This window comes from Nocardia brasiliensis IFM 10847 (genome assembly GCF_000710915.1).
In the GTDB taxonomy this organism is placed as follows: Bacteria; Actinomycetota; Actinomycetes; order Mycobacteriales; family Mycobacteriaceae; genus Nocardia; species Nocardia brasiliensis_A.
This window is the reverse complement of the sequence record NZ_BAUA01000099.1, coordinates 17,910-42,291: the sequence shown is the minus strand read 5'-3', so window position 1 is coordinate 42,291 and position 24,382 is coordinate 17,910. Positions and strand designations below refer to the sequence as shown.

The following is a 24,382-nucleotide window of genomic DNA, read 5'->3' as shown; positions in this document are numbered from 1 at the left end:
TCATGCTGGTTCGCCTTGCAGATCCGCGAGGACGATCCGCAGCAGCTGTTCCGCCCGCATCCGCTGCCATTCGAGCATCGCGTGCGGGCTGAATCTGGCCTCCTCGAACAGGGCGACCAATTCCCGGGCCGAGGCGTCGTGCAGCGCGCCGCGCTCGAACGCGCGGGCGAGCACCTCCATCGGCGTATCCGAAACCAGCGGTGCGGCAGCGCGATCGAAGGCGAGGCCGCGTTCCATCGCGACGTAGCAGGCGATGATCGCGGTCCGCGGGTCCTGGCCCGGCACATTCATTGCGGCCAAACCCATTTCGGCGGCCCGGGCCAGCGAGTCCACCGCGGTGGGCGGCACGACGACCAGCGGCGGCGGCGCGGGCGCGGGCCGACGCCGCGACGCGATGGTGACCACGACGAGCCCGGCCAGGGCGACGACGACCAGTGCGATCGCCGCGACGGCGGTGAGCAGGAACGCGGTGCCGGTCAGTTCCGCGGGTGTGGCCCCGGGATCGGGTGCGCTGGTGGCGAATTCGTCCGGCGGCCGGCCGGGGTTCGGGGCCTCGGCAGGGCTGGGTGGCGCGCTGTCATCGCCGCCGACGCCCGCGAAGAAGATCGCCGAGGCGGCCGAGAGGAGCATGGCCAGGACGGCGAGACCGGCCAGCACCAACAGCCCGCCCCGGCCGAGACCGCCGCGCGGCCGGTCGGCGTCGCGGTCGGGTTCGGGCATGGCCAGCGGCAGCCGATGCTGGCTCGCTATCACGCCCGCGAGCAGGATGACCATGGAGACGGTGAGCAGCACCGGCATCAGGGCCACCGACAGCGCCGAGGGCGGCGCGGGCTGGTCGCGGGTTTCGGCCACCCCTGGGATGTATCCCCGTAACGCGAACGCGGCAAACGCCAGCAGCGTGATCAGAACGATCACGCGCAATATCGGCGATCGCGCCCCGGCCACTGATTACCACCAAACCTGAGTACTGCACAAAACAGCCACATAGTTACATGCCGAGCGGTCCGCTCGGGATGGAATCGAATACTTCGGAATTGATCCTCTTTATCAATGAATCCCGCTGCTCAGGGGCAGGTCTCCGGTTCATTGCACAACTATCCGACCGAAGAAGCTACCAATTGGGAAAGTTCACAAAGTCGGCTGGCGAGCCGGGAAATATCGGGGATGTCGTGTACACCGTCTACCAACTCCGGCAAAGGCACCCGCGCGGCGATTCCGAGCTCTCGATCCGCGTCGTAGAGCACATCGACCACATTGACGAAACGCATCGCCCAGTCCGGCGGCACCTCGGCCAAACGGGGCACATCCACGATGGTCCAGCGCCGAAAGCGTTGCGCCAGTGCGACATAGTCGGAGGCGGCGGTGGGAGTGCCGCAGAGCGCGGTGAATTCGATCTCGAGGCCGTCGCCATCGGCTTTCCTGGCCTGGATGGTGCGCGCGCCGATCGGCACCGCGACCGAAGCCACCGCCGCGGGTTCCTGGGCGGCACGCTCGACCAGGTACCGACCCGCCGCGAAACCGGAACGGCCGCCCGCAGGTCCACGGGTGCGGTAGTCCAGCGGACCGTCCAGGGATACCACGTCCAGGTGCGCGGTGATGCGGGCGATCGTCGGCAGGAACCGGTCGTGGAACAGCGGATTGGGCAGTAGCCGCGCGGGCGGATAGTTCGAGGTGACCACCAGCACGACGTGGCGGGCGAACAGCGCGTCGAGCATCCGCGCGATGAGCATCGCGTCGCCGATGTCGTGCACATGGAATTCGTCGAAACACACCAGCCGGGCGTCGCCGAGCAACGCGGCGACTGCCCTGTCGATCGATCCGGACGCGTGCGCCGCCGCGTGCAACTGGGCGAAGAACTGATGAAAGTGGAAGCGGCGCTTACGCTCCGAGGTCACCCCGGCGAAGAAACGATCCATCACCATCGTCTTGCCGCGCCCCGGCCTGCCGTGCAGATAGATTCCCCGGTGCCGCCGCACCGGCCGCCCGCGCCGGTCCACCAGCTCCGCCAGGCGTTGCGCCACCCGCGCCTGATCCGCGTCGAGCACGACGGCCCCAGCTTCGATAGCCGACATGAGAACCCCGATCTCCAGGATAAAGTCCGATCCTCTACATTTGTAGAGGATCGGACTCGACGAGACCAGAAAGGTGATCATGTCCACACCCGATCGGCGCGCACTGATCATCGATGCCGCCATCGATCTGATTGCCGCCCAAGGCATTCGAGCGCTCACCCACCGTGCCCTCGATACCGCGCTGGCCTTGCCCGCGGGGTCGAGCTCGTATTACTACCGGACAAAACGCGCACTCATCGAAGCGATCGTGGAGCGGATCACGACCCGATCCCGGGCGGACTTCACCACCGCACAGCTCGCACCACCCGGATCGCCGCTGCCCGGGTCCGTCGCGGCCGCCACCGCCGCCTGGCTCGACCGGCTACTCGCCGAACGACGCAATCACCTGATTGTCCGGCACGCCCTGATTATCGAGCTGCTGCCGGATGCCGACCTGCGCGCACGACTGGCGCGCAGCCTCTTTTCCGTCGAGCGCGCGCGAGACCTGTTCGACGCCATGGGCGTGTCCGCCCCCGAGACCGCGGCCGCCGACTTCATCGCCGTTCTCGAAGGCGCGCTCTTCGACCGATTCGCGGGCACGCGCGCCGATCTCACGCCCGGAACCGCCCACAGCGTCGGCCAACTGACCGCGCTGCTGACGGCCTTCTTCCGCGGAGTCGGTGCCGAGCAACGCTGAGCGCGACCGAAGCGATTGCCCCGCAGGGCTTCACATTTCGTCGAAAGCGGCGGATCCAGGGCGATCCGGCGCGGCGGCCGGGTCGAGCTCGATCGCAGCGCCGGTCTCCGAAAGGCTGAGCCGGGCCGAAAGGTTCTTCGCCTCGGCATTCCACCCGCGCTCACTGTAGGTGGCACCGGTGCTCAGGGCGCTGATGCCCGCGGTGGGATAGGCGATGATGTCGGCGGGGAGGTCGTCGAGGGGGAACCAGCGCAGTTCGTAGCATTTGTCCGGCTCGCGGTTGGCCGGCTCTCCGCGCCAGGTCCGGACCTCGAAGAAGAGGCCGAGTCGGGGCTCGTGACCGCTGCCGACGACGTGCGCGGTGTGGACGTGGCGCAGGTCGGCCGGGTCGATGTGGACACCGATCTCCTCGTTCGCCTCGCGGACCGCCGCGGCGGTCGCCGACTCGCCCACCTCGACCTTGCCCGCCGGGAGATGCCAGCGGCCGTCGAATTCGTCGGCGCCCCGCCGCTTGCTGAGCAGCAGTCGGCCGTCCCGGATGAGCAGGACGTGTGCGTCGACGAGATGCCGGGTGTTCACGCGACCCCGATCCGGCCGAGTTCGACAGTGATGGCGCCGCAGACCAATTCGCGGGCGCGCGCGAGCTCGAGCGAACCGCTCAGCCAGCGCATGCTGAGCCCCTCGATCAGCGCGGTGAGCCGTTCGGCCACATCGCCGGGAATCACCTCGGCAGCGACGAGACCGCGCTCCTGGGCCGTGCCGATCACCTCGCTCACATAGCCGTTCCAGCGTGCTGTGGCCGCGCGGAGCTGATCGCGCAGCTCGGGCTGGAAGATGGCGGTGGAGCAGTATTCGCCCCACGCGATGCTGTTCTCCACCACCACCGGCAGGTCCTGCAATTCCAGCAGCAACACCTGTTCGAGGTGACCGATCGGATCCGCGTCGGCATCGATCTCGGCATCGGTGTAGCGCTCGGCGCGGGTGCTGATGAAGTCCAGGGTCTGCGCGAGCAGGCCCGCTCTGTCCTTGAAGTGGTAGTAGATCAGCGAGGTGGAGACGCCGGCCGCCTCGGCCAGCTCCTCCACCCGCAGGCCACGGATACCGCGCTGCGCGACCACGCGGGCGGCCGACTCCAAGATCGAATCACGACGAGACATGGGGTCAATGGTACAGTCCATTCCTGACTAAAATTTTAGTCAGGATTCTCGTCCAGAGATCTACCGACTATCGGAGCCCGTTATGGAGAACCCCATGTCTCGCCGTTCTGTGTTCAGCGTCCTCGCGGGGGCGGGCCTGCTCGCCGCGGGCATGTCGGCGTGCGGCTCGTCGGAGCCGTCCGCGACCGCGACGCCGACTCCGACGGCCGCCGGGCCCGGTGGCCGTTTCGGCGCCGAATGGGAGAGCCACGCTCGCACCTACATGTCCTGGCCCGCGCAGGCCGCGATCTGGGGGAACTATCTCGGCGACGTGCGCAAGGACATCGCCGGGCTGGCCCGCGAGATCGCCGAGTACGAGTACGTGGTCATGCTGGCCAGGGCCGGCCAGGTGAAAGACGCGCAAAAGCAGTGCGGCAGCGGCGTCGAGGTGATCGCGCTCGAGGTCGACGACCTGTGGGCCCGCGACACCGTCCCGGTCTTCGTCGAACAGGCGGGCCAGGCCGTCGGCGTCGACCTGCACTTCAACGGCTGGGGCAACAAGCAGCCGCATCCCAACGACGGACCGCTCGGCCAGAACCTGCTGTCGCGCTACCACATTCCGAGCTACTCGGCGCCGTTCGTCGCCGAGGGCGGCGCGCTGGAGACCGACGGCCAGGGCACGCTGCTGGTCACCGAGAGTTCGATCGTCAACGACAACCGCAACCCGGGCAAGAGCCGCGACCAGCTCGAGGCGGAACTGAAGCAGACCCTCGGCATCGAGAAGGTGATCTGGTTCGAGGGGGTCCGCGGCGAGGACATCACCGACGCGCACGTCGACTGCCTGGTCCGCTACATCGCGCCGGGAGTCGTCTTGCTGGACAAGCCTTTCCCCGGCGCACCCGCCGATTCCTGGTCACGCTCCAGCGATCAGGCCCGGCGCGTGCTGGCGGAGGCGACCGACGCGCGCGGACGCAAGCTCGAGGTGATCGACCTGCCCCAGCCCGACCCCGACCGGATCACCGGCCAGGGCGAGGAATTCGTGTCCAGCTACGCGAACTTCTACATCGCCAACGGCGCGGTGTTCCTGCCCGAGTTCGGCGACCGCGCCGCCGACGACCGCGCCCAGGGCATCCTGCGCGATCACCTGCCGGGCCGCGACGTCGTCGCGGTGCCGATCGACGAGATCGCCGCGGGCGGCGGCGGCATCCACTGCTCCACCCACGATCAGCCCGGCAAGCCGGAGCACTGACGCGAGATCAGTTGGCGCTGAGCACCAATCCCGACGTCGGCACGCCGGTACCGGCGGTGACCAGGATGTTCGTCAGGTCGTCCACCGGGTTCACCGAGGTGCCGCGAATCTGGCGGACCGCCTCGGCGATACCGTTCATGCCGTGGATGTAGGCCTCGCCGAGCTGGCCACCGTGGGTGTTCAGCGGCAGCCTGCCACCGACCTCGATGGCGCCGTCGGCGATGAAATCCTTGGCCTCGCCGCGCCCGCAGAACCCGAGCTCCTCCAATTGCATGAGCACGAACGGGGTGAAGTGGTCGTAGAGGATCGCGGCCTGCATGTCCGCTGGCCGCAATCCACTCTGCGCCCAGAGCTGGTCGCCGACCAGACCCATTTCCGGCAGGCCGTCCATGGCGTCGCGGTAATAGCTCGTCATGACGTACTGGTCGGCACCGCAACCCTGTGCGGCGGCGGCGATCACCGCGGGTCGCTGCGGTAGGTCGCGGGCGCGTTCGACGCTGGTCACCACGATCGCCACCCCGCCGTCGGACTCCTGACAGCAGTCGAGCAGGTGCAGCGGCTCGGCGATCCACCGCGAATTCTGGTGGTCCTCCAGGGAAATCGGCTTGCCGTAGAAGAACGCGGCCGGATTCACCGCGGCATGCTTGCGATCGGCCACTGCGACCCGGCCGAAATCCGCACTGGTGGCGCCGTATACGTGCATGTAGCGCCGGGCCACCATGGCCACCTGCGCCGCGGGCGTGCCCAGGCCCTGCGGATAGGACCAGCCCGCGTCGATGCCCGAGGAGGTCGGTGCGGTCGCGAGCGCGGTGGAGAACTGACCGAACCGGGAGACCGACCGCTCGTTGAAGGCGCGATAGGCCACCACCACATCGGCGATGCCGGTGGCCACCGCCATCGCCGCCTGCTGGATGGTGGCACAGGCCGCGCCGCCGCCGTAACCGATGTGGCTGAAGAACTTCAGCTGCGGGATGCCGACTGCCCTGGCGACCGCGGCCTGGGTGTTGGTGTCCATGGTGAAGGTGGTCAGACCGTCGACGTCACCGGGCGTGAGACCGGCGTCGGCCAGCGCGGCGTCGACCGCCTCGGCGGCCAGGCGCAGTTCGCTGCGCCCGGAGTCCTTGGAGAAGTCGGTGGCGCCGATGCCGACGATGGCCGCGCGCCCGGCGATGCTCGTTTCGGTCATCAGGCCGTCCTCCGGTAGGCGATGACGACTTTCGCCGTCACGTGGTCGCCGAGGCTGTCCCGGCCCACCACGTCGATATGGATGTCATCGCCGTCCAGAGCGGAGACCGCGCCGGACAGGGTCAGCGTGTCCCCCGCGTACAGCGGCACCCCGAGGCGCAGCGAGATCGACTTCAGCACCGCGCGCGGTCCGGCCCAGTCGGTGACGAAGCGCTGCACGATGCCGGTGTCGGTGAGGATGTTGACGAAGATGTCCTTGGAACCGCGGGCGACGGCCTTGTCCCTGTCGTGGTGGACATCCTGAAAGTCCCTGGTAGCCAAGGCAGTACTGATCACGAACGTGGGATCGGCCTCGATCACCAGCTCGGGCAGCACGGTGCCGACCGCTACCGAGGTCGGTTCGGCGGTCGTCGTCATGCGATCACCTGCCAGACCGGCAACGTGGTGTCCTCGTCGAGCCGCTCGAACTCGACCCGGACGGGCAACCCGACCTCGACCGCATCGGGCTCGATGCCGCGCAGTTCGCCGAGCATCCGCACTCCTTCCGCCAATTCGACCAGCGCGACCACGAACGGCAGTTGCCGGCCCGGCACTTTCGGCGCGTGGTGCACGACATAACTGAAAACGGTGCCCTCGCCCGAGGCGATCACGTAGTCGGTCTGCTCCGACTTGTCCTTCCACAGGGCCGGGATCGGCGGATGCCGCAGCGAACCGTCGGGCAGCTGCTGAATCCGCAGCTCGCCTGCTTTCGTTCCCTCCCAGAAGAATTCGGTATCCCAGGAGACCAGCGGTTTGACCCGCTCGCCGGCCGGGGCCTGCGCCGCGGCACCGGTGCCCGGCGCGAATTTCAGCAGCCGGAAAAGCATTTCGGCGACCAGCTCGTCACCGACGTGCCAGCTGGTCAGGAAGGTGACGAACCAGCCCTCGCCCAGTGCGGTGCGTTTGGGACCGCGGATATCGGAGAGCCGGCTGGTCGCGCTCACCTGCTCGCCCACGTTGAGGTACCGGTGGTAGGTCTGCTGGCAGTCGGTGGCGACCACGGAGGTGAAACCGGCCGCGTCGAGCAGTTCGACGGCCTTGCCCATCGGATCGTCGGCGGGCCGGAATCCGTTGAGCCCGAACATCGTCCACACCTGCGACATGGCCGGCGGGGCGACGATGCCGGGATGGCCCGCCGCCTTGGCCGCGGCCTCGTCCACGTAGATCGGGTTGGTGTCGCCGAGCGCCTCGACCCAGTTGTTGATCATCGGCTGGTTCACCGGGTCGCGCGCGAGGCGGCGCGCGCAATCCCCCTCCGCCTTGATCCGTTCGGCTGCGGCGACTATCGCTTCCGGACTGGTGGTTTCCGGCACGCGCGGCTCCTTCTCGACTAGCTGTGGCTATGGCTATCTGGGTACTCGCGGCAGGTTCAGCCCGGCGGTGGCGACCAACTCGCGCATCACCTCGTTGACACCGCCGCCGAAGGTCACCACCAGGTTCTGCTTGGTCCGCCGGTCCAGCCAGGTGAGCAGCTCCGCGGTACCCGCGTCGGCCGGATCGCCGTAGCGCCCGACGATCTCCTCGGCGAGCCGACCGGCCTCCTGCAACGACTCGGTGGAGAAGACCTTGGTCGCCGAGGCGTCCGCGATCACGCCGTTGGGGTCGGGGTCGGCACTGGCCGAGGTCGCGGCCACCTGCCAGTTCAACAGCTCGTTCAACCGGACCATGGCGCGGATGCGGCCCAGCGACCGGCGCACCTCGGTCTCGCCGAGCACCCCGCGCGGCTGCGCCCAGGCGCGCACCCGGTCATAGAGCTGCTCGATCTTGCCGGAGGGGCCGAGGCCGACGCGTTCGTGGTTGAGCTGCGTCGTGATCAACCGCCAGCCCTTGTTCTCCGCGCCGACCAGCATGTCGGCCGGCACCCGGACGTCGTCGAAATAGGTGGCGTTGGTGTGGTGCGCGCCGTCGCAGGTGATGATGGGCGTCCACGAATAGCCGGGATCGGTGGTGTCCGCGATCAGGATGGTGATGCCGCGGTGCCGCGACTCGACCGAGCCGGTACGGCAGGCCAGCCAGATGTAGTCGGCCTCGTGCGCGCCGGTGGTGAAGATTTTCTGCCCGTTGACGATCCAGTCGCCCGAGTCGTCGCGCACCGCGGCGGTGCGCAGCGAGGCCAGGTCGGTGCCCGCCTCGGGCTCGGAATATCCGATCGCGAAATGGATGTCGCCGGAAAGGATTCCGGGCAGGAACTGGCTCTTCTGCGCCTCGGTGCCGAACTGCTGCAGGGTCGGGCCCACGGTCAGCAGCGTGACCAGCGGCAGCGGCACATCCGCGCGCACCGCCTCGTTGTAGAAGATCTGCTGTTCGAGCGGGCCGAAACCCTGCCCGCCGTACTGTTTGGGCCAGCCGACACCGAGCCAGCCGTCCCGGCCCATCCGGCGTACCACCGCGCGATAAGCGTCGCCGTGCCGGTTCACCGACATCGCCGCCTCTTCCTCGGGTGTGACGAGATCGGCGAAGTACGAACGCAATTCGTCGCGCAGCCGGCGTTGCTCGGTGGTCAGGTCGATGAACATCTGGCCCCCAATCGATCTAGTCGGAACGATGCGCCGCCGAGCCAGCGAGCGATGTCCTTGGCTTGTGAGTAGTAGCGGTGCATCGGGTGGGTGATGTCCACGCCGAGCCCGCCGTGCAGGTGATGACACTTCTGCATGGCGGCGGGCAGATCCGCGGCCACGCTGTAGGCGAGCACGTCGAGATCGTCGTCGATCCGCTCCTGATGCTCGGGGCTGGAATCATCCTGCGCCAGAGCCCAATTCGCCGATACCGCGGCCACATGCAGGGTGCGCGACACGACGTAGAGGTCGGCGATCTGCTGGGCGACGGCCTGGAATTCGGCCAGCGGCCTGCCGAATTGCCGCCGGGTGCGTAGATGTTCGGCGGTGAGCACGAGCGCGCCCTTCAGCAGCCCGTCCGCGACGGCGCCGATCGAGGCGACGGCCAGGCGGTGCAGCTGCGCGAGACCGCCGGGCAACAGCTGTTCCGCCGGGATCTCCACGCGATCGAGCCGCACGGTGCACTCGGGAATCCCGCCCGATACCGGCGACGGCACCCGGATCACCCCCTTGGCCGCCGAATCGACAAGGGCGATACCGGAATTGGTCGGAATCAGCAGCCAGCGCGCCTGCTCCGCGTAGGGCACGGCGATCTTGTGACCGGTGATCCGCACCGAACCGCCCTCGACGACCGCCGCCGTCTCCGGCTTGACCGCGAACGGCGCGGCGGGCTCACTGAGCGCCGCGGTGAGCACCGCACCCTGCGCCACCTCGGTGAACACTCGCTCGGCGAGCGCGTCGGGCAGCAGCGACAGCAGCGGCAGCACGCCGAAACCCAGCGTCGGCAGGGCGGGCACCGCGACCGCGTCGGTCGCGAGCTCGGTGAGCAGCACCGATACCTCGGGCAGGCCCATGCCGTCGCCGCCGAACCGCTCCGGCAGCGCCACCGAAAGCAGCCCGCTCTCGACCAGACTCGGCCACAACGCGATATCCCGGGCCGGTTCGCGCTCCAATAAACTCACGACGACCTCGGCCACCGCGTCCTGACCTTCGTCCCTGGTGAAGTCCACGCTTTACTCCAGTTGACTCGTCGACTAGCTGTCGGCGTCGCGAGGTAGCCCGAGGATCCGCTCACCGGCCACGGTCAGCAAGATCTGTTCGGTACCCCCTGCGATCGATAAACAGCGTGTGAGCAGGAATTCTTTTACCACCTCGGAGTCGTGCGCACCGGTGGGACCTGCCGTCTCGGCAGCGAATTCCGCGACCGCCTGCCGATGCCGGACGCCGACGAGTTTGCGCACGCTGCTCTGTGCGCCGGGATCGCCACCCGCGAGCATCGCGACGGCGGCCCGCTGCTCGAGCAGGAGCCCGGCGATCGCCTCGGCGACGAAGCCGCCGAGCCGATCGTTGGTCAGCTCCGCACCGGGGCCGGTGGCCGGGAGTTTCGCGATCAGTTCCTCGAGCGCGGGACCGATTCCGTTGCCGCCCATGGCGACCCGCTCGGTCGACAAAGTCGAGCGGGCGATCTTCCACCCGTTGTGCAGTGCGCCGACCAGTGCGTCGTCCGGCACGAAGACGTCGTCGAGGAACACCTCGGTGAACCTGGCCTCGCCGGTGATCTGCACCAGCGGGCGCACCTCGACCCCTGCGCTGTGCATGTCGACCAGGAAGTAGCTGATGCCGCGGTGTTTCGGCGCGTCGGGGTCGGTGCGGGCCAGGCAGATACCCCAGTTGGCCTTGTCGCCCAACGAAGTCCAGACCTTCTGGCCACGCAGCACCCAGCCGCCGTCCACCTGTTTCGCGGTGGTGCGCAACGCGGCCAGATCGGATCCGGCCTCGGGCTCGCTGAACAGCTGACACCAGACGACCTCGCCACGCAGGGTCGGCCAGGCGAATCGCTCGATCTGCTCCGGGCTGCCGTGCTGGAGCAGCGTCGGCACCGCCCAGCCGCCGATCGCCAGATCCGGCGCGGCGAGCCCGGCCCGGCGCAGTTCTTCCGAAATCAGCAGGCCGGTCATCGGATCCGCACCGCGACCGAAGGGTTTCGGCCAGTGCGGCATGACCAGTCCGGCCTCGACCATCGCTTCGCGTTGCCGGTCGGCGGGCAGGGCCGCGATCCGGGCCACCTCGGCGGCCAGCTCGCCGGCCCGATCGTCGTCCACGGCGGCCACGCCCTCGGCCGCGAAGATTCGGTCGGCCCCGGTGGTGCGGCGGTGCCCGGCGCGGGTCAGCTCGGTCACCCGGGCGCGCCAGTGCGCCGAACCACCGAGCAGTTGCCGCAGGGCCACCGCGCGGCGCAGGTAGAGATGCGCGTCGTGTTCCCAGGTGAAGCCGATGCCGCCGAGCACCTGGATGCAGTCCTTGGCGGTTTCGACGGCCGCGTCCAGGGCGATCGCCGCGGCGATCGCGGCCGCGATCGGCAGTTCCGCGCCACCCTCGTCCACCGCGGCGGCGGCGTCGGCGGCCACCGCGCGGATCAGTTCGGTCCGGCAGAGCATCCAGGCGCAGATGTGCTTGACCGCCTGGAACGAGCCGATCTTGCGACCGAATTGCGCCCGCACCTTGGCGTATTCGACCGCGGTCGTCAGGCACCAGCCGGCCAGCCCGGCCAGTTCGGCGGCGGCCAGCACCACGAGCAGATCCTCGACCGCGTGGGCCGGGGCGAATATCTGCTCGGCGGGCACCCGTACCTCGGCGCAGTGCACCCGTGCCAGCGGCGTGCTCAGGTCCAGCGGCGCGAGCGGTTCCACGCGCAGGCCGTCGGCATCCGGCGGCACCAGCACCCAGCGTCGCCCGCTCGGGGTCGAAACCGGAAGCAACACGGCGGTTTCCGGCGCCGCGCCGAGCACGGCGTCCCACGAACCGGTGAGCGACAACGCGTCCCCGGCGACGGGTACAGTGACCTGCGCGCCGACAAGGACGTCAAGCGCGACACCGCACGGTTGCTGCTCGTCGAGCCGCCCCGCGGTGACCAGATTGGCCAGCGCCGTACTCAGCACCGGCCCGCCGACCAGATCGTGCGCGGCCTGCTCGAGCAGCACGGCCAGGTCGGCCACCGAACCGCCGGCGCCGCCCGCGTCCTCGGCGACGGCGACCCGGAAGATGCCGAGCTCGGCGAGACCGGGCCAATACGCGCGCCAGAAGGCGCTCGGATCGGTCCGCATTGTTGCAATCGGACGGGCCGATCCGGCCCATCCGCGCATCGACTCCTGGACGGCTTTATGCTCGTCAGTGGTGGCGATGGTCACACTCCGTACCGCCTTCCCGGCGTGACTCCCACACCTAGAACATGTTCTAATATCCTAGCTGTGCGGAAGTCAAGAGACGACCGCGGAGCCCGAACCGCCGCCCAGGCCAGTACCGAAATGACGTTTCCGGAAAGGACTCTTATTCATGGCCAGCCCCTCCCGATCGCAGCCGACCGACTCGAGTCCGGCGCCGGTCGCCACGCTGAGCGAGGACGAGCTGAGTTCGGCCGCGCAGCGGGAACGCCGCAAGCGGATTCTGGACGCGACGCTGGCACTGGCCTCCAAGGGCGGATACGACGCGGTGCAGATGCGCGCGGTGGCCGAACGCGCCGATGTCGCAGTCGGGACGCTGTACCGGTATTTCCCCTCGAAAGTGCACCTGCTGGTGTCCGCGCTCTCGCGCGAATTCGAGCAGATCGAGAGCAAGCGCAAGCCGCTTGCGGGGCAGTCGCCGCAGGAGCGCATGCACCTGCTGCTCACCCAGATCACCCGGATGATGCAGCGCGACCCGCTGCTCACCGAGGCGATGACCCGCGCGTTCATGTTCGCCGACGCGTCCGCGGCCGCCGAGGTCGATCGGGTCGGCAAGGTGATGGACCGGCTGTTCGCCCGCGCCATGAACGACGGTGAACCCACCGACCGCCAACTCGCCATCGCCAGGGTGATCAGCGACGTGTGGTTGTCGAACCTGGTGGCCTGGCTGACCCGGCGCGCCTCGGCGACCGACGTGACCGAGCGCCTCGAACTCACCGTCGATCTGTTGCTCGGCGAGAACTCCTAGTTCTCCGCACGGGAAATTTCGGCGCGCTGCACGACGCCGCCCGGCACCGGACAGCCCGCACATATCCGGCAAAATTTCGGACCGTCGGCATGCTCGTGTGGAAGATCACACCCGAAAACGACTTCCCGCCGGAAACTCCGCAACGGTACCCGTTCGCCGTCGCCGCCTGCGGGTTAGCGCGAGTTTTGCGGGAGCCGTACCCGCACCGCGGCGCGTCCGTGTGATCGCAGCGCATGCGTCGCGGTCATCGATCGCCGCCGTTCTGACCCGAATCCCGGCGGCGGCGAGCGAGATCGGCCCAACGCGCGGAAAATCAGACACAACGCACGCATAGCGGCGGGCGTCGGTGCGGCGAATTCAACCCAGTATTGTTCTGCCCGCCCCTGAAAAAACTCCTCCGATCACTAGGTTGGATGCGTGAGCGCACAGGATTTGCCACTGGAACTTCGTCGTGCACTGTCGACGGTCGCGCGCGTGCCACGACTCTTGGTCGCCTCGGACTACGACGGGACGCTTGCGCCCATCGTGTCCGACCCGGCCAAGGCGTTTCCGCACCGGGAATCGGTGAGCGCGTTACGCGCGCTCGCCGGGCTCACCGGTACGACCGCGGCGGTCATCTCCGGCCGTGCACTGCGCGACCTCGCGGCGCTCTCGCGCCTGCCGGTCGAAGTGCAGCTGATCGGTAGCCACGGCTCGGAATTCGACGTGGGCTTCGTGCACGCGATCGACAACGACGCCAAACACTTACTGCAAGAGGTGCAGACGGCGCTGACCCAGGTCGCCGCCGAGAACCCGGGCGTGACGGTCGAGATCAAACCGGCCAGCGTCGCACTGCACGTGCGCAACGCGAGCCCGGAGATCGGGCACCGGGCGCTGACCCAGGTCAGACAGGGTCCTGCCTGCTGGTTCGGCGTGCAGGTGACCGAGGGCAAGGCCGTCATCGAGCTGGCCGTGGTGCAGACCGACAAGGGCACCGCCCTGGACACCATCCGCCATCAGCACGGTGCGTCCGCCGCGGTGTTCCTCGGCGACGACGTGACCGACGAGAAGGCCTTCCGCGTTCTGTCCGGCCCCGACCTCGGCATCAAGGTCGGCGAGGGCGAGAGCCTGGCCAAGTACCGCGTCGAGAGCACCGAGGACGTGTCGTGCGCGCTGGCCTTCCTGCTAGAGGAGCGGCGCACCTGGCTGGCCGGTGCGAGCGCGCCCCGGATCGAGCGGCTGACCATGCTGGCCAGTCCGCGCTCGGTCGCGCTGCTGACCCCCGACGCCACGGTCACCTGGTTCTGCCACCCCGAACCGGATTCGGCCGCGGTGTTCGCGCATCTGCTCGGCGGGCCGCAGGCCGGCCACTTCACCATCGAGCCGGAACGCGCGGGCCTGCCGCTCTCGCAGCGCTACATCGACAGCACCATGACCGTCGAAACCCGCTGGGCGAGTTTGCAAGTGGTCGACTACCTGCCGCACGACGTGGCGCCGACCCGGACCGACCTCACCCGGGTGATCACCGGCGACGCGCGCGCGGTGGTGACCTTCGCGCCGCGGCCCGAATTCGGCCAGGTGCCGGTGACCATCGAGGCGGACGCGAACGGGCTACGGGTGCTCGGCACCAACGATCCGATGGTGCTGCGCTCCCCCGGCTTGGAATGGCAGATCGTCAGCGACGGCACGCACGACTCCGCGCGCGCTGTGGTCGATCCCTCGCAGGGTCCGATCGTGCTCGAGATGCGCTGTGGCACCTCCGATCTCGGCCCCGCGCAGACCGCGGAGCTCGAACGCAGGCGCGTCGCGGAGGGTTACTGGTCGCAGTGGGCGGGCACGCTGGACCTGCCCTCGCTGAAGCCGGATCTGATGAAGCGCTCGGCACTGACGCTGCGCGGGCTCGTGCACGCGCCGTCGGGTTCCATCCTGGCCGCCGCGACCACCTCGCTGCCGGAGGACATCGGCGGCGTGCGCAACTGGGACTACCGCTACTGCTGGCTGCGCGACGCCTCGCTCACCGCACAGGCGCTGGTCTCGCTCGGCTCGCTCGGCGAGGCCGAGGAGTTCCTCGACTGGGTGCACCGCGTGCTGGAAACGCTGCCCGGTCCCGAGCGGCTGCACCCGCTGTACACGCTGTACGGCGAGACGCTGCCGCCGGAAGCCGTGATCGACCAACTGCCGGGGTACGCGGGCTCACGCCCGGTGCGCGTCGGCAACGCGGCCAACATGCAGGTGCAGTTGGACGTGTTCGGGCCGATCGTCGATCTCATCGCGAGCCTGGCGCACGCGCGTGAACTCAAGGGCATCACCGACCCGGCCCGGGCGCTGCCCGACGCGGACTGGGAACTGGTGCGCGCCATGGTTTCCGCGGTGCAGCGGCGCTGGCAGGAACCCGATCACGGCATCTGGGAGATCCGCGGCAACCCGCGCCATCACGTGTACTCGAAGGTGATGGGCTGGATGACCATCGATCGCGCGCTGACGCTGGCCCAGAAGTTCGGCCGCGAGGTCGATCCGGCCTGGGCGGTGCTGCGCGAGACCATCGCCGACGAGGTGAAGACCAAGGGCTGGAACGACGAGGTCCAGTCGTTCACCGCCGCCTACGACGGCACCGACCTGGACGCGGCCACCCTGCACATCGGGCTGAGCGGACTGATCGATCCGTCCGATCCGCGCTTCGCCGCGACTGTGGTCGCGACCGAGGCCGAATTGCGCAGCGGCTCGACGGTGTACCGGTACCACCACGACGACGGCCTGCCCGGTGGCGAGGGCGGCTTCCACCTCTGTGCGGCCTGGCTGGTCGAGGCGTACCTGCTGATCGGCAAGCGTTCGGACGCCGAGGCGTTGTTCGCCCAGCTGGTCGACGTGGCCGGACCGACCGGACTGCTCAGCGAGGAATACGATCCGGTTGCCGAGCGTTCGCTCGGTAATCACCCGCAGGCCTACAGCCACCTCGGTCTGCTGCGGTGTGCGCAGCTGCTCGGACAGCCGGTGGAGGCCCTCGTTTAACTGGTCCTTCGTGGTTTTGCGGGCCCGTCGGCCGCCGTCAGCGCACGGCAGTCGGCGGGCCCGGCTCGTGTCGGCGGCGCACAGTTGCTAAAGTGAAACAGAAACCATTTCCATTAAGCTGCGCTGTGTCACCCGCTCGAGTGCGTCACCAGCTGTTATGCGTTCCAGGAGTGCCGCGTGAAGACCCGACTCGCCCGCAGACTCGCAGGTATCACCGTCGGAGTGGCCACCGCGGTCACGCTCACCGCCTGCGGCAGCACCGAGGATTCCGGCACACCGTCGGTCATCGCCTCCACCAACGCCTGGGGCAATATCGCCGGCGCGATAGCCGGACCGGACGCGAAGGTCGAATCGCTGATCAGCGACCCGAGCGCGGACCCGCACTCGCACGAGACCTCCGCCGTCGAATCGGCGAAACTGAGCGACGCCGACCTGATCGTCTACAACGGCGGCGGCTACGACGAATTCGCGGAGAAGGCCGTCGCGGGCAAGAACAAGCGCACGGTGGACGCCTTCGCCCTGCGCGCCGACCAGAGCGACGAGAACGAGCACGTCTTCTACGACCTGAAGACCGTCGGGCTGGTGGCCGACAAGATCGCGACCGAACTGGGCGCGCTGGATCCGGCCCACGCGCCGGGGTACACCGAGCGGGCCACCGCCTTCAAGGACAAGCTCGGCGCGATCGTCGCGATCGCCGCCAAGGTTGCCGCCGAACACCCGAAAACGCCTGTGCTGCAGACCGAGCCGCTCGCGCACTACCTGCTGCTGACCGCCGGTGCCGAGGATCGGACGCCGCACGAGTTCCAGGAGGCGATCGAGCAGGAGACCGACCCCGCGCCCGCCGCGGTGGCCGCCACCCGGGAACTGTTGACCGGCAAGCAGGTTCGCGCGCTGGTCTACAACGTGCAGACCCAGGACAAAATCACCAAGGAGCTGCGCACGATCGCCCAGTCCGCGGGCATTCCCGTCGTCGAGGTGACCGAAACCCTGCCGGACGGGGTGGATTACATTCAGTGGCAGACCAAGAACGCCGAAGCGCTCGCCGCGGCGTTGCGTTGACCACCACCGTCATGCACCAGGGAGCCGCGCTGACCGAACACACCGAACCGGCGCGGGCGACCGCGAACGACGTCTCGGCGGTGCGGCTCGACGGCGCCCGCCTGTCGTACGGCGACCGGACGCTCTGGCAGGACCTGGATCTGGCGGTGGCAGCCGGTGAATTCGTCGCCGTCCTCGGCCCCAACGGATCCGGCAAGACCTCGCTGCTGAAGGTCCTGCTCGGCCAACAGGGACTCAGCGCGGGCACCGCCGCGATCGCGGGCGCGCCCGCGCGCACCGGCAATCCCGATATCGGCTATGTGCCGCAACAGAAGACGATCGACGCCGGGGTGCAGTTGCGCGGGGTCGACCTGGTCGGGCTCGGCGTGGACGGGCACCGCTGGGGCCTCGGGCTCCGGTCACGTGCCGAGCGCAAGCGCAAGGTGGCCGCCGCGATCGCCGACGTCGGCGCGCAGCGGTTCGCGCACGCGCCGTTGGAGACGATGTCCGGTGGCGAACAGCAGCGGCTGCGGGTGGCGCAGGCGCTCGTCGGCGACCCGAAGGTGCTGCTGTGTGACGAGCCGCTGCTCAGCCTGGATCTGGCGAACCAGCGACTGGTCGCGGAGCTGATCGACAAACGCCGCCGTAGCCACGACACCGCAGTGCTTTTCGTCACCCACGAGATCAATCCCATTCTGCCGCTGGTCGATCGGGTGCTGTACCTGGTGGACGGCAAGTTCCGGATCGGTACGCCGGAGGAGGTGATGACCTCCGCGGTGCTGTCGGAGCTGTACCAAACGGAGGTGGATGTGCTGCGGGTGCGGGGGCGGCTGGTGGTCGTCGGCACCGGGGACACGATGGACGCGCTCGGCAGCGCCGGCGCGCACTGCCACGGCGAGGCCGGTGCCGATATCGGCTCGGGCACAGCGATTTCCGACTCGGACGCGACCGGGGTTCGCTCGTGATCGATAAACTGTCCGACGTCTTGTCGAAGATGTTCGACTTCGGCACCACCGCGAACCTGCTCTCCTACGACTTCGTGCAGCAGGCGGTGCTCGCCGCCGCGCTGCTCGGTTTGCTCTCCGGCGTGATCGGTCCGCTGATCATCAGCAGGCAGATGTCGTTCGCGGTGCACGGCACCAGCGAGCTGTCGTTGACCGGCGCGGCCGCGGCGCTGCTGGCCGGGATCGGCGTCGGGGTCGGCGCGATCGCCGGGTCGGTGGTCGCGGCGGTGCTCTTCGGTTTACTCGGAACCCGTGCGCGCGAACGCGATTCGGTGATCGCGGTGGTGCTGTCGTTCGGGCTCGGCCTGTCCGTGCTGTTCCTCTGGCTCGGCCCGGACCGTGCCGGATCGAAGTTCTCGCTGCTCACCGGGCAGGTCGTCAGCGTGGGCAACGGCGGCCTCGGCTTGCTGGCCGCCTGTACCGTCGGCGTGCTCGCGGTGCTCGCGATCATCTACCGCCCTTTGCTTTTCGCCAGTTCGGACCCGGAGGTCGCGGTCGCTCGCGGCGTGCCGGTCCGCGCGTTGTCCATCGTGTTCGCGGTGCTGCTGGGCATCACCGCGGCGTTCGGCGTCCAGATCGTCGGCGCACTGTTGGTACTCGCGCTACTGATCACTCCCGCCGCTGCGGCGGCGCAACTGACCGCCGACCCGGTCCGGGCGACGGTGCTGGCCGTGGTCTTCGCCGAACTCGCGGCGGTGGGCGGCATCCTGCTGTCGCTGGCCCCCGGAGTCCCGGTCTCCACGTTCGTCACCACGATCTCGTTCCTGATCTACGTGATCTCCCGCGTGGTCGGCACCCGCCGCCGCGAACTGGCCCGCGTCCGCTGACCCTCCCGCACCCTTCCGTCGTCCCGCACCCGCTCGACCACGTCAGAACCGGTGCGGGAGCGCAGAAGGGTGCGTCGGCGCGGAAATATGGCCGGAGATCTCTACGCGTACGTGTCACGCGGTGCCTACGTTCGGGGAGACAGTCCCGGCAGCGGCTGCCCACCCATTGAGGGCGGGCGCCTTCAGTCGCTCTAGCTGGGTTTCGTATGCTCGAACGCACGCACCCCCGAACGATTGGTGACCAACGATGATCGACTTCTCGATTCCCGCCGAGCTCGCCGCCGAACGCGATCGAGTCCGCCGGTTCGTCATCGACAAGATCGTTCCGTTCGAGCGCGATCCGCGCCTGACCGCACACGGGCCGACCGATGAACTGCGCCAGGAGCTAGTCGAACTCGCGCGGGCCGAGAAGCTGCTCACCGTGCAGGCGCCCGAAGCGCTCGGCGGCCGCGGGCTCAGCCACATCGAACAGGCGGTGCTCTACGAGGCCGCGGGCTGGTCGACCCTCGGACCGATCGCGATGAACTGCGCGGCGCCCGACGAGGGCAACATGTTCCTGCTGTCCAAGGTCGCGAACCAGGAACAGGTCGATCGCTATCTGGCGCCGGTGGTCGCCGGACATCAGCGATCGGTGTTCGCGATGACCGAGCCGGACGGTGCCGGCTCGGACCCGGCGCAGCTGGCCACCACCGCGACCTTCGACGGCGAGAACTTCACCGTCGAGGGCCGCAAGTGGCTGATCACCGGGGCCAACGGCGCCAAAACGTGGATCATCATGGCCCGGCTCGCCGAGAACCCGCACCTGCCCGCGGGGCCGACCCTGTTCCTCACCGACGGCGATCAGCCGGGCATCGTCATCGAACGCACCATGAACACGATGGACCGCAACTACGTCGCCGGGCACGGCGTGGTCCGCTTCGACAACCTCACGCTGCCGAAGTCGGCCCTGCTCGGAGAGGCCGGGCAGGCCCTGCGCTACGCCCAGCTGCGGCTGGCTCCGGCCCGGCTCACACACTGCATGCGCTGGCTGGGCGCGGCCGAGCGCGCGCAGAGCATCGCCGTCGAGCACGCGCGCACCCGGACCGCGTTCGGCAAGCCGATCGGCGAGCACGAAGGGGTGTCGTTCATGTTGGCGGACAACGAAGTCGCGCTGCACCAGTGCCGGCTCACCATCTGGCACGCCTGCTGGCTGATGGATCAGGGCGAGAAGGCGCGGCACGAGAGCTCGATCGCCAAATCGTTCGTCTCCGAGGAACTCTTCAAGGTCGCCGACCGGTGCGTGCAGGTATTGGGCGGGATCGGCATCAGCGACGAGACGGTGGTCGAAATGATCTTCCGGGACATCCGCGCCTTCCGGCTCTACGACGGCCCGACCGAAGTCCACAAATACGCCATCGGCCGCAAGGTGCTGCGCACGGTCCAGTAGCCGGGAATCGACCTGCTCGCCAAATTGAACAGAGCTAACATCGCTGGCATGAGTTCGGAATTGCTCGTCGATGTCTCCGGCGGCATCGCCGTGCTCACGCTCAACAGACCCGCGCAGCAGAACGCCTTCACTCCCGCGATGACCGACGAACTGAGCGCCGCACTACAGCGATGCGACGCCGAAGACGCCATTCGCGCCGTCGTGATCACCGGTACCCCGCCCGCGTTCTGCGCGGGCGCGGACCTGTCGAGCCGCGTCGGCGACGTGAGCGCGACCATCGATCCGCCGCCGTGGCGGGTCCGCAAACCGGTGATCGCCGCGGTGAACGGCCACGCGGTCGGCCTGGGCCTGGCTCTCGCGCTGCAATGCGATCTGCGCTACATGGCCCGCGACGCCGTCTACGGGCTCAATCAAGTGCGGCGCGGGGTGCTCGCGGACGGCTATGCGCACTGGACCCTGCCCCGGTTGATCGGCATGGCGAACGCCGCGGACATCATGCTGACCGGGCGCACCTTCGACGGTGACGAGGCCAAGGCGATGGGCCTGACCAATGCCTGTCTGCCCGGCGGTGAGGTGCTGCCGATGGCGCTGGCCGTCGCGCACGACATCGCCAACGGGTCCGCGCCGCTGCCGGTGGCGATGTCCAAGCGGCTGCTGTGGGAGGGGCTCGGCATGAGCCCGGCCGTGGTCGGGCAGCTGGAGTCCGACCTCAACCAGCACGTCGGCAAGAGCATCGACGGCGACGAGGCGATGGCCGCGTTCAAGGAACGCCGCCAGCCCAAATGGACCGGCAGCATCAGCACGGAGTGGCCGGCCTGGGACGAGCGGCCGGACCAGCAACGGCCGAGCCTGGACTGAGGCTTAAGCGTTGCCGCCCAGCAGGATCAGCAGGAACAGGATGGCGAAGATGATCATCAGGATGGTGCCGATGATCCCGAGAACGTACCCGACCATCACCTGAACGCGACCGCCGTAGGCACCGTGCGACTGCTCGATCTGATCCAGTGCGCGCTTGCCCATCGCCCACGCCACCGGGCCGAGCACGCCACAGCAGAACACGCTGGCCGCCCCGAGTGCGAGCACCGCCGTCGCGTTCGGATGCTCGACCGGGTTGCCGATCGGCTGATTGGGTATCACCACGAGCCGAATTCTACGGGGCCGTCCGACAAGTGCGCGGCTATTGCCGGTTGCGGTGCGCCACCGGGTGTTTCGCCGTTGCGCGACCCGAAGCCGCCGCGGCCCCGCCGATCAGCGTCGCCGCAGGACCGCTCAGGAGCGACGCTGGCGGGCGATCTCGGCGAGCACGACACCCGCGGCCACCGAGGCGTTCAGCGACTCGACCGGGCCCGCCATGGGGATGCCGAGGATGGCATCGCAGTTCTCGCGCACCAGCCGGGACAGGCCCTTGCCCTCCGAGCCGACCACGATGACGGTCGGCTCGCGGCCGTCGAAATCATCGAGGGTGGTGTCGCCACCCGCGTCGAGACCGACCACCTGGATGCCCTGCGCGGCCCAATCCTTCAGCGTGCGAGTCAGATTCGTGGCCCTGGCGACCGGCAGCCGGGCCGCGGCGCCCGCACTCGTGCGCCAGGCGACCGCGGTGACACTGGCGCTGCGCCGCTGCGGGATCAGCACGCCCTGGCCGCCGAACGCGGCGACCGAGCGGATCACCGCGCCGAGATTGCGCGGGTCCGAGATGTTGTCCAGCGCGACGAGCAGCGCGGGCTCGGCCGAATTGCGCACCTGGTCGAGCAGATCGTCGGGGTGGCTGTACCGGTACGGCGGCACCTGCAGGGCCATGCCCTGATGCATTCCGTTCGCGCTCAACCGATCCAGATCGGTGCGCGGCACCTCCAGGATGGAGATGCCCGCGTCGGCGGCCAGCTTCACGCTCTCGGTCAGCCGCTCGTCGTTCTCGGTGCCGACGGCCACGTACAGGGCCGCGGCGGGCACGCCCGCACGCAGACATTCGACCACCGGGTTGCGGCCGAGCACCATCTCCGGGCCGTCGTCGTTCTTGCGACCGGCCGGACGACCCGAACCGCCGCCGCGCGGCCCGCCACGCCCCGCCGCAGCCGCCTTCGCCGCAGCGGCGGCCCGCTTGGCGGCGGGATGCTTGGTGCGCGCCTCGGCCGGCGGGGTCGCGCCGCGACCCTCCAGCCCGCGCCTGCGCTTACCACCGGAGCCGACGACGGCGCCCTTCTTCGTGCCGCCCTTGCGGATCGCACCACGGCGCTGCGAATTGCCTGCCATCAGTCGGCCTTTCCAGGTTGTTGCGCGTCCGGCGGCAAGTGCTGCGCAGCGGCAAGGGCCCACTCGGGACCGTTCGGTGTGTCGGTGACCTCGATTCCGGCTGCCTGCAATCGATCGCGGGCGGCGTCGGCACTCGCCCAATCCTTCGCTGCTCGCGCCTGCTGGCGGCGGTCGAGCTCGGCGCGCACCAGCACGTCCAGCGCGCCGATCGCCGCCGATGAGTCGCTCGGGGTGAACCAGTGCGGATCCAACGGGTCGACACCCAGGATACCGAGCATCCCGCGTAGCTGTCCGGCCAGGTCCCGCGCGCTGTCCACGGCGCCGGACTCGAGCGCCTTGTTGCCCTCGTGCACCACCCGGTGGATCTCGGCCAGCGCCTTCGGCACGGCGAGATCGTCATCGATGGCGGCGGCGAACGCATCGGTCCACTTACCGACCGGGATATCGCCCGCGCGATCGGCAGTGCGATGCACGAACGCCTCGATCCGCTGATAGGTCTGGGCCGCGTCGTGCAGCGCCTTGTCCGAGTACTCCAGCATCGAGCGGTAGTGCGCGCTGCCGAGATAGAACCGGAGCTCCACGGCGCGAACCTGTTTGAGCACGTTCGGCACCGAGAGCACGTTGCCCAGGGACTTGGACATCTTCTCGCCGCCCAGCGTCACCCAGCCGTTGTGCAGCCAGTAGCTCGCGAACCCGTCGCCGGCAGCCTTGGACTGGGCGATCTCGTTCTCGTGATGCGGGAAGACGAGATCCATTCCGCCGCAGTGGATGTCGAACTCGGGGCCGAGATAGAACTCGGCCATCGCGGAGCATTCCAGATGCCACCCGGGGCGACCGGGCCCCCACGGCGAAGGCCAGGTCGGCTCGCCGGGCTTCGCGGCTTTCCACAGGGTGAAGTCGCGCGGGTCACGCTTGCCCTCGCCCGCGCTCTCGCCCTGATGCACGTCGTCGAGCCGGTGCCCGGACAGGCTGCCGTACTCGGGGTAGCTCCGCACGTCGAAGTAGACGTTGCCCGCCGAAGCGTACGCGTGCCCGCGCTCGATGAGGCGCTGCATCAGGTCGACCATCTGCGTGATGTGGCCGGTGGCCCGCGGCTCGATCGAGGGCGGCAGCACACCGAGGGTCTCGTAGGCGTTGTCGAAGGCGCGCTCGTAGGTCGCGGCCCACTCCCACCACGGCCGGCCCGCCTCGGCGGCCTTGTGCAGAATCTTGTCCTCGATATCGGTGACATTGCGGATGAACCACACGTCGTAGTCGTGCGCGAGCAACCAGCGCCGCAGTACGTCGAACGCGACGCCGCTGCGCACATGGCCGATGTGCGGCTCGCCCTGCACGGTGGCGCCACACAGGTACACCGAGGCACGGCCAGGGACCAGGGGCGCGAATTCGCGCGTGGTCCGCGTGTCGGTGTCAAAGAGGCGCAATGTCACGGCGTTCGATCCTAGCTGGTAGATAAGCCTGTACACGGACCCGGCTCAGGTCCGCCGGAGCGGGGTCAGCGACAGGCTTGTAGCAGGGCGGTTGCTATCGCGGCAACGCCCTCGCCGCGGCCGGTGAGGCCGAGTCCGTCGGTGGTGGTGCCCGATACCGAGACCGGCGCACCGAGTAGTTCGCCGAGCACCTGCTGGGCCTCGGCCCGGCGCGGGCCGATCTTCGGCCGATTGCCGATCACCTGCACCGCCGAGTTGACGATCTCGAAACCGGCTTCGCCGAGCAGCCTGCGCACTTCCTTCAGCATGGCGGCGCCGGAGACGCCTGCCCATTCCGGGCGGCCGGTGCCGAAGACCGCGCCGACATCGCCGAGCCCGGCGGCGGAGAGCAGCGCGTCGCAGAGGGCGTGCGCGGCGACATCGCCGTCGGAATGCCCGGCGCAGCCGTCGTCGCCCTCGAAGTGCAGGCCCGCCATCCAGCAGGGGCGGCCCGGTTCGATCGGGTGCACATCGCTGCCGATACCGACCCGCATGC

23 protein-coding genes are annotated in these 24,382 nt (G+C 68.9%); 9 read left to right on the top strand and 14 right to left on the bottom strand.

All coding sequences use genetic code 11. The features are described from left to right. Together NBRGI_RS21045 and zapE are read right to left on the bottom strand one after the other, a co-directional pair. Entirely contained in the window at nt 1-915 is a 915-nt protein-coding gene (locus tag NBRGI_RS21045; RefSeq protein WP_029898914.1) for a DUF4129 domain-containing protein, read from the bottom strand. 179 nt (nt 916-1,094) lie between these two features. Next, nucleotides 1,095-2,153: a cell division protein ZapE gene (zapE, locus tag NBRGI_RS21040; RefSeq protein ID WP_235211037.1), complete on the bottom strand. Its 1,059-nt coding sequence runs from the start codon at nt 2,151-2,153 to the stop codon at nt 1,095-1,097. Between zapE and NBRGI_RS21035 the strand changes: the two genes are divergently transcribed. Then, nucleotides 2,152-2,748 carry a TetR/AcrR family transcriptional regulator gene (locus NBRGI_RS21035; protein ID WP_029898910.1) on the top strand — a complete coding sequence of 199 codons (597 nt, stop codon included), beginning with the start codon at nt 2,152-2,154 and terminating at the stop codon, nt 2,746-2,748. The genes zapE and NBRGI_RS21035 overlap by 2 nt on opposite strands. A gap of 30 nt (nt 2,749-2,778) precedes the next feature. On the opposite strand, the gene NBRGI_RS21030 is transcribed toward NBRGI_RS21035, so the two are convergent. Together NBRGI_RS21030 and NBRGI_RS21025 are read right to left on the bottom strand one after the other, a co-directional pair. Next, nucleotides 2,779-3,327, bottom strand: a complete 549-nt coding sequence (locus tag NBRGI_RS21030; protein WP_235211036.1) for an NUDIX hydrolase — start codon at nt 3,325-3,327, stop codon at nt 2,779-2,781. Continuing rightward, nucleotides 3,324-3,905 carry a TetR/AcrR family transcriptional regulator gene (locus tag NBRGI_RS21025; RefSeq protein WP_029898906.1) on the bottom strand — a complete coding sequence of 194 codons (582 nt, stop codon included), beginning with the start codon at nt 3,903-3,905 and terminating at the stop codon, nt 3,324-3,326. Before NBRGI_RS21025 ends, NBRGI_RS21030 begins: the two co-directional genes overlap by 4 nt. Before the next feature lie 94 nt (nt 3,906-3,999). Here NBRGI_RS21025 and NBRGI_RS21020 point away from each other — a divergent pair, with 94 nt between their 5' ends. Then, on the top strand, nt 4,000-5,133 hold the full coding sequence (locus tag NBRGI_RS21020; protein ID WP_029898904.1) for an agmatine deiminase family protein: 1,134 nt from the start codon (nt 4,000-4,002) through the stop codon (nt 5,131-5,133). 7 nt (nt 5,134-5,140) lie between these two features. Here NBRGI_RS21020 and NBRGI_RS21015 read toward each other — a convergent pair whose 3' ends face one another. From NBRGI_RS21015 to NBRGI_RS20990, 6 genes are read right to left on the bottom strand one after another with little or no spacing between them, the layout of a single operon-like run. Beyond that, complete coding sequence (locus NBRGI_RS21015) at nt 5,141-6,319, bottom strand: lipid-transfer protein (protein WP_029898902.1); 1,179 nt, start codon at nt 6,317-6,319, stop codon at nt 5,141-5,143. Next, the gene (locus NBRGI_RS21010; protein WP_029898900.1) at nt 6,319-6,735 is read right to left on the bottom strand and encodes a MaoC family dehydratase; all 417 of its coding nucleotides are present in this window, start codon (nt 6,733-6,735) and stop codon (nt 6,319-6,321) included. The genes NBRGI_RS21015 and NBRGI_RS21010 overlap by 1 nt, the downstream gene beginning before the upstream one ends. Then, nucleotides 6,732-7,670: a bifunctional MaoC family dehydratase N-terminal/OB-fold nucleic acid binding domain-containing protein gene (locus tag NBRGI_RS21005; RefSeq protein ID WP_029898898.1), complete on the bottom strand. Its 939-nt coding sequence runs from the start codon at nt 7,668-7,670 to the stop codon at nt 6,732-6,734. Before NBRGI_RS21005 ends, NBRGI_RS21010 begins: the two co-directional genes overlap by 4 nt. A 33-nt stretch (nt 7,671-7,703) precedes the next feature. Beyond that, nucleotides 7,704-8,873 carry an acyl-CoA dehydrogenase family protein gene (locus NBRGI_RS21000; RefSeq protein ID WP_029898896.1) on the bottom strand — a complete coding sequence of 390 codons (1,170 nt, stop codon included), beginning with the start codon at nt 8,871-8,873 and terminating at the stop codon, nt 7,704-7,706. Beyond that, nucleotides 8,858-9,922: an acyl-CoA dehydrogenase family protein gene (locus tag NBRGI_RS20995; protein ID WP_029898894.1), complete on the bottom strand. Its 1,065-nt coding sequence runs from the start codon at nt 9,920-9,922 to the stop codon at nt 8,858-8,860. The genes NBRGI_RS21000 and NBRGI_RS20995 overlap by 16 nt, the downstream gene beginning before the upstream one ends. A gap of 24 nt (nt 9,923-9,946) precedes the next feature. After that, entirely contained in the window at nt 9,947-12,100 is a 2,154-nt protein-coding gene (locus NBRGI_RS20990; RefSeq protein ID WP_029898891.1) for an acyl-CoA dehydrogenase, read from the bottom strand. Between the two features lie 145 nt (nt 12,101-12,245). On the opposite strand from NBRGI_RS20990, the gene kstR reads away from it, so the two are divergent. The 7 genes from kstR to NBRGI_RS20955 all read left to right on the top strand — a co-directional run bounded on the left by kstR (nt 12,246) and on the right by NBRGI_RS20955 (nt 21,022). Next, on the top strand, nt 12,246-12,881 hold the full coding sequence (gene kstR, locus NBRGI_RS20985; protein WP_014981327.1) for a cholesterol catabolism transcriptional regulator KstR: 636 nt from the start codon (nt 12,246-12,248) through the stop codon (nt 12,879-12,881). Between the two features lie 417 nt (nt 12,882-13,298). Beyond that, nucleotides 13,299-15,869 (top strand): trehalose-phosphatase, encoded by a 2,571-nt coding sequence (gene otsB, locus NBRGI_RS20980; RefSeq protein ID WP_029898889.1) that lies wholly within the window; start codon nt 13,299-13,301, stop codon nt 15,867-15,869. Nucleotides 15,870-16,046: 177 nt separating this feature from the next. Further along, nucleotides 16,047-16,928 carry a metal ABC transporter solute-binding protein, Zn/Mn family gene (locus tag NBRGI_RS20975; protein WP_029898887.1) on the top strand — a complete coding sequence of 294 codons (882 nt, stop codon included), beginning with the start codon at nt 16,047-16,049 and terminating at the stop codon, nt 16,926-16,928. Between the two features lie 11 nt (nt 16,929-16,939). Beyond that, on the top strand, nt 16,940-17,872 hold the full coding sequence (locus NBRGI_RS20970; RefSeq protein ID WP_051727922.1) for a metal ABC transporter ATP-binding protein: 933 nt from the start codon (nt 16,940-16,942) through the stop codon (nt 17,870-17,872). 29 nt (nt 17,873-17,901) lie between these two features. Next, on the top strand, nt 17,902-18,738 hold the full coding sequence (locus NBRGI_RS20965) for a metal ABC transporter permease (RefSeq protein WP_370627808.1): 837 nt from the start codon (nt 17,902-17,904) through the stop codon (nt 18,736-18,738). A 247-nt stretch (nt 18,739-18,985) separates the two neighbouring features. Next, nucleotides 18,986-20,164 carry an acyl-CoA dehydrogenase family protein gene (locus NBRGI_RS20960; protein WP_029898879.1) on the top strand — a complete coding sequence of 393 codons (1,179 nt, stop codon included), beginning with the start codon at nt 18,986-18,988 and terminating at the stop codon, nt 20,162-20,164. 48 nt (nt 20,165-20,212) lie between these two features. Further along, nucleotides 20,213-21,022: an enoyl-CoA hydratase/isomerase family protein gene (locus NBRGI_RS20955; protein ID WP_029898877.1), complete on the top strand. Its 810-nt coding sequence runs from the start codon at nt 20,213-20,215 to the stop codon at nt 21,020-21,022. A 3-nt stretch (nt 21,023-21,025) separates the two neighbouring features. Here the strand turns inward: NBRGI_RS20955 and NBRGI_RS20950 are convergent, their stop codons facing one another. The 4 genes from NBRGI_RS20950 to ispF all read right to left on the bottom strand — a co-directional run bounded on the left by NBRGI_RS20950 (nt 21,026) and on the right by ispF (nt 24,380). Continuing rightward, the gene (locus NBRGI_RS20950) at nt 21,026-21,304 is read right to left on the bottom strand and encodes a DUF4190 domain-containing protein (RefSeq protein WP_029898875.1); all 279 of its coding nucleotides are present in this window, start codon (nt 21,302-21,304) and stop codon (nt 21,026-21,028) included. Nucleotides 21,305-21,433: 129 nt separating this feature from the next. Beyond that, nucleotides 21,434-22,417, bottom strand: coding sequence for a 23S rRNA (guanosine(2251)-2'-O)-methyltransferase RlmB (gene rlmB / locus NBRGI_RS20945; RefSeq protein WP_029898872.1), 984 nt, complete (start codon nt 22,415-22,417; stop codon nt 21,434-21,436). Next, nucleotides 22,417-23,847, bottom strand: a complete 1,431-nt coding sequence (cysS, locus tag NBRGI_RS20940; RefSeq protein WP_036560146.1) for a cysteine--tRNA ligase — start codon at nt 23,845-23,847, stop codon at nt 22,417-22,419. Before cysS ends, rlmB begins: the two co-directional genes overlap by 1 nt. Nucleotides 23,848-23,912: 65 nt before the next feature. Next, nucleotides 23,913-24,380 (bottom strand): 2-C-methyl-D-erythritol 2,4-cyclodiphosphate synthase, encoded by a 468-nt coding sequence (gene ispF, locus NBRGI_RS20935; protein ID WP_029898869.1) that lies wholly within the window; start codon nt 24,378-24,380, stop codon nt 23,913-23,915. Between the last annotated feature and the right edge of the window lie 2 nt (nt 24,381-24,382).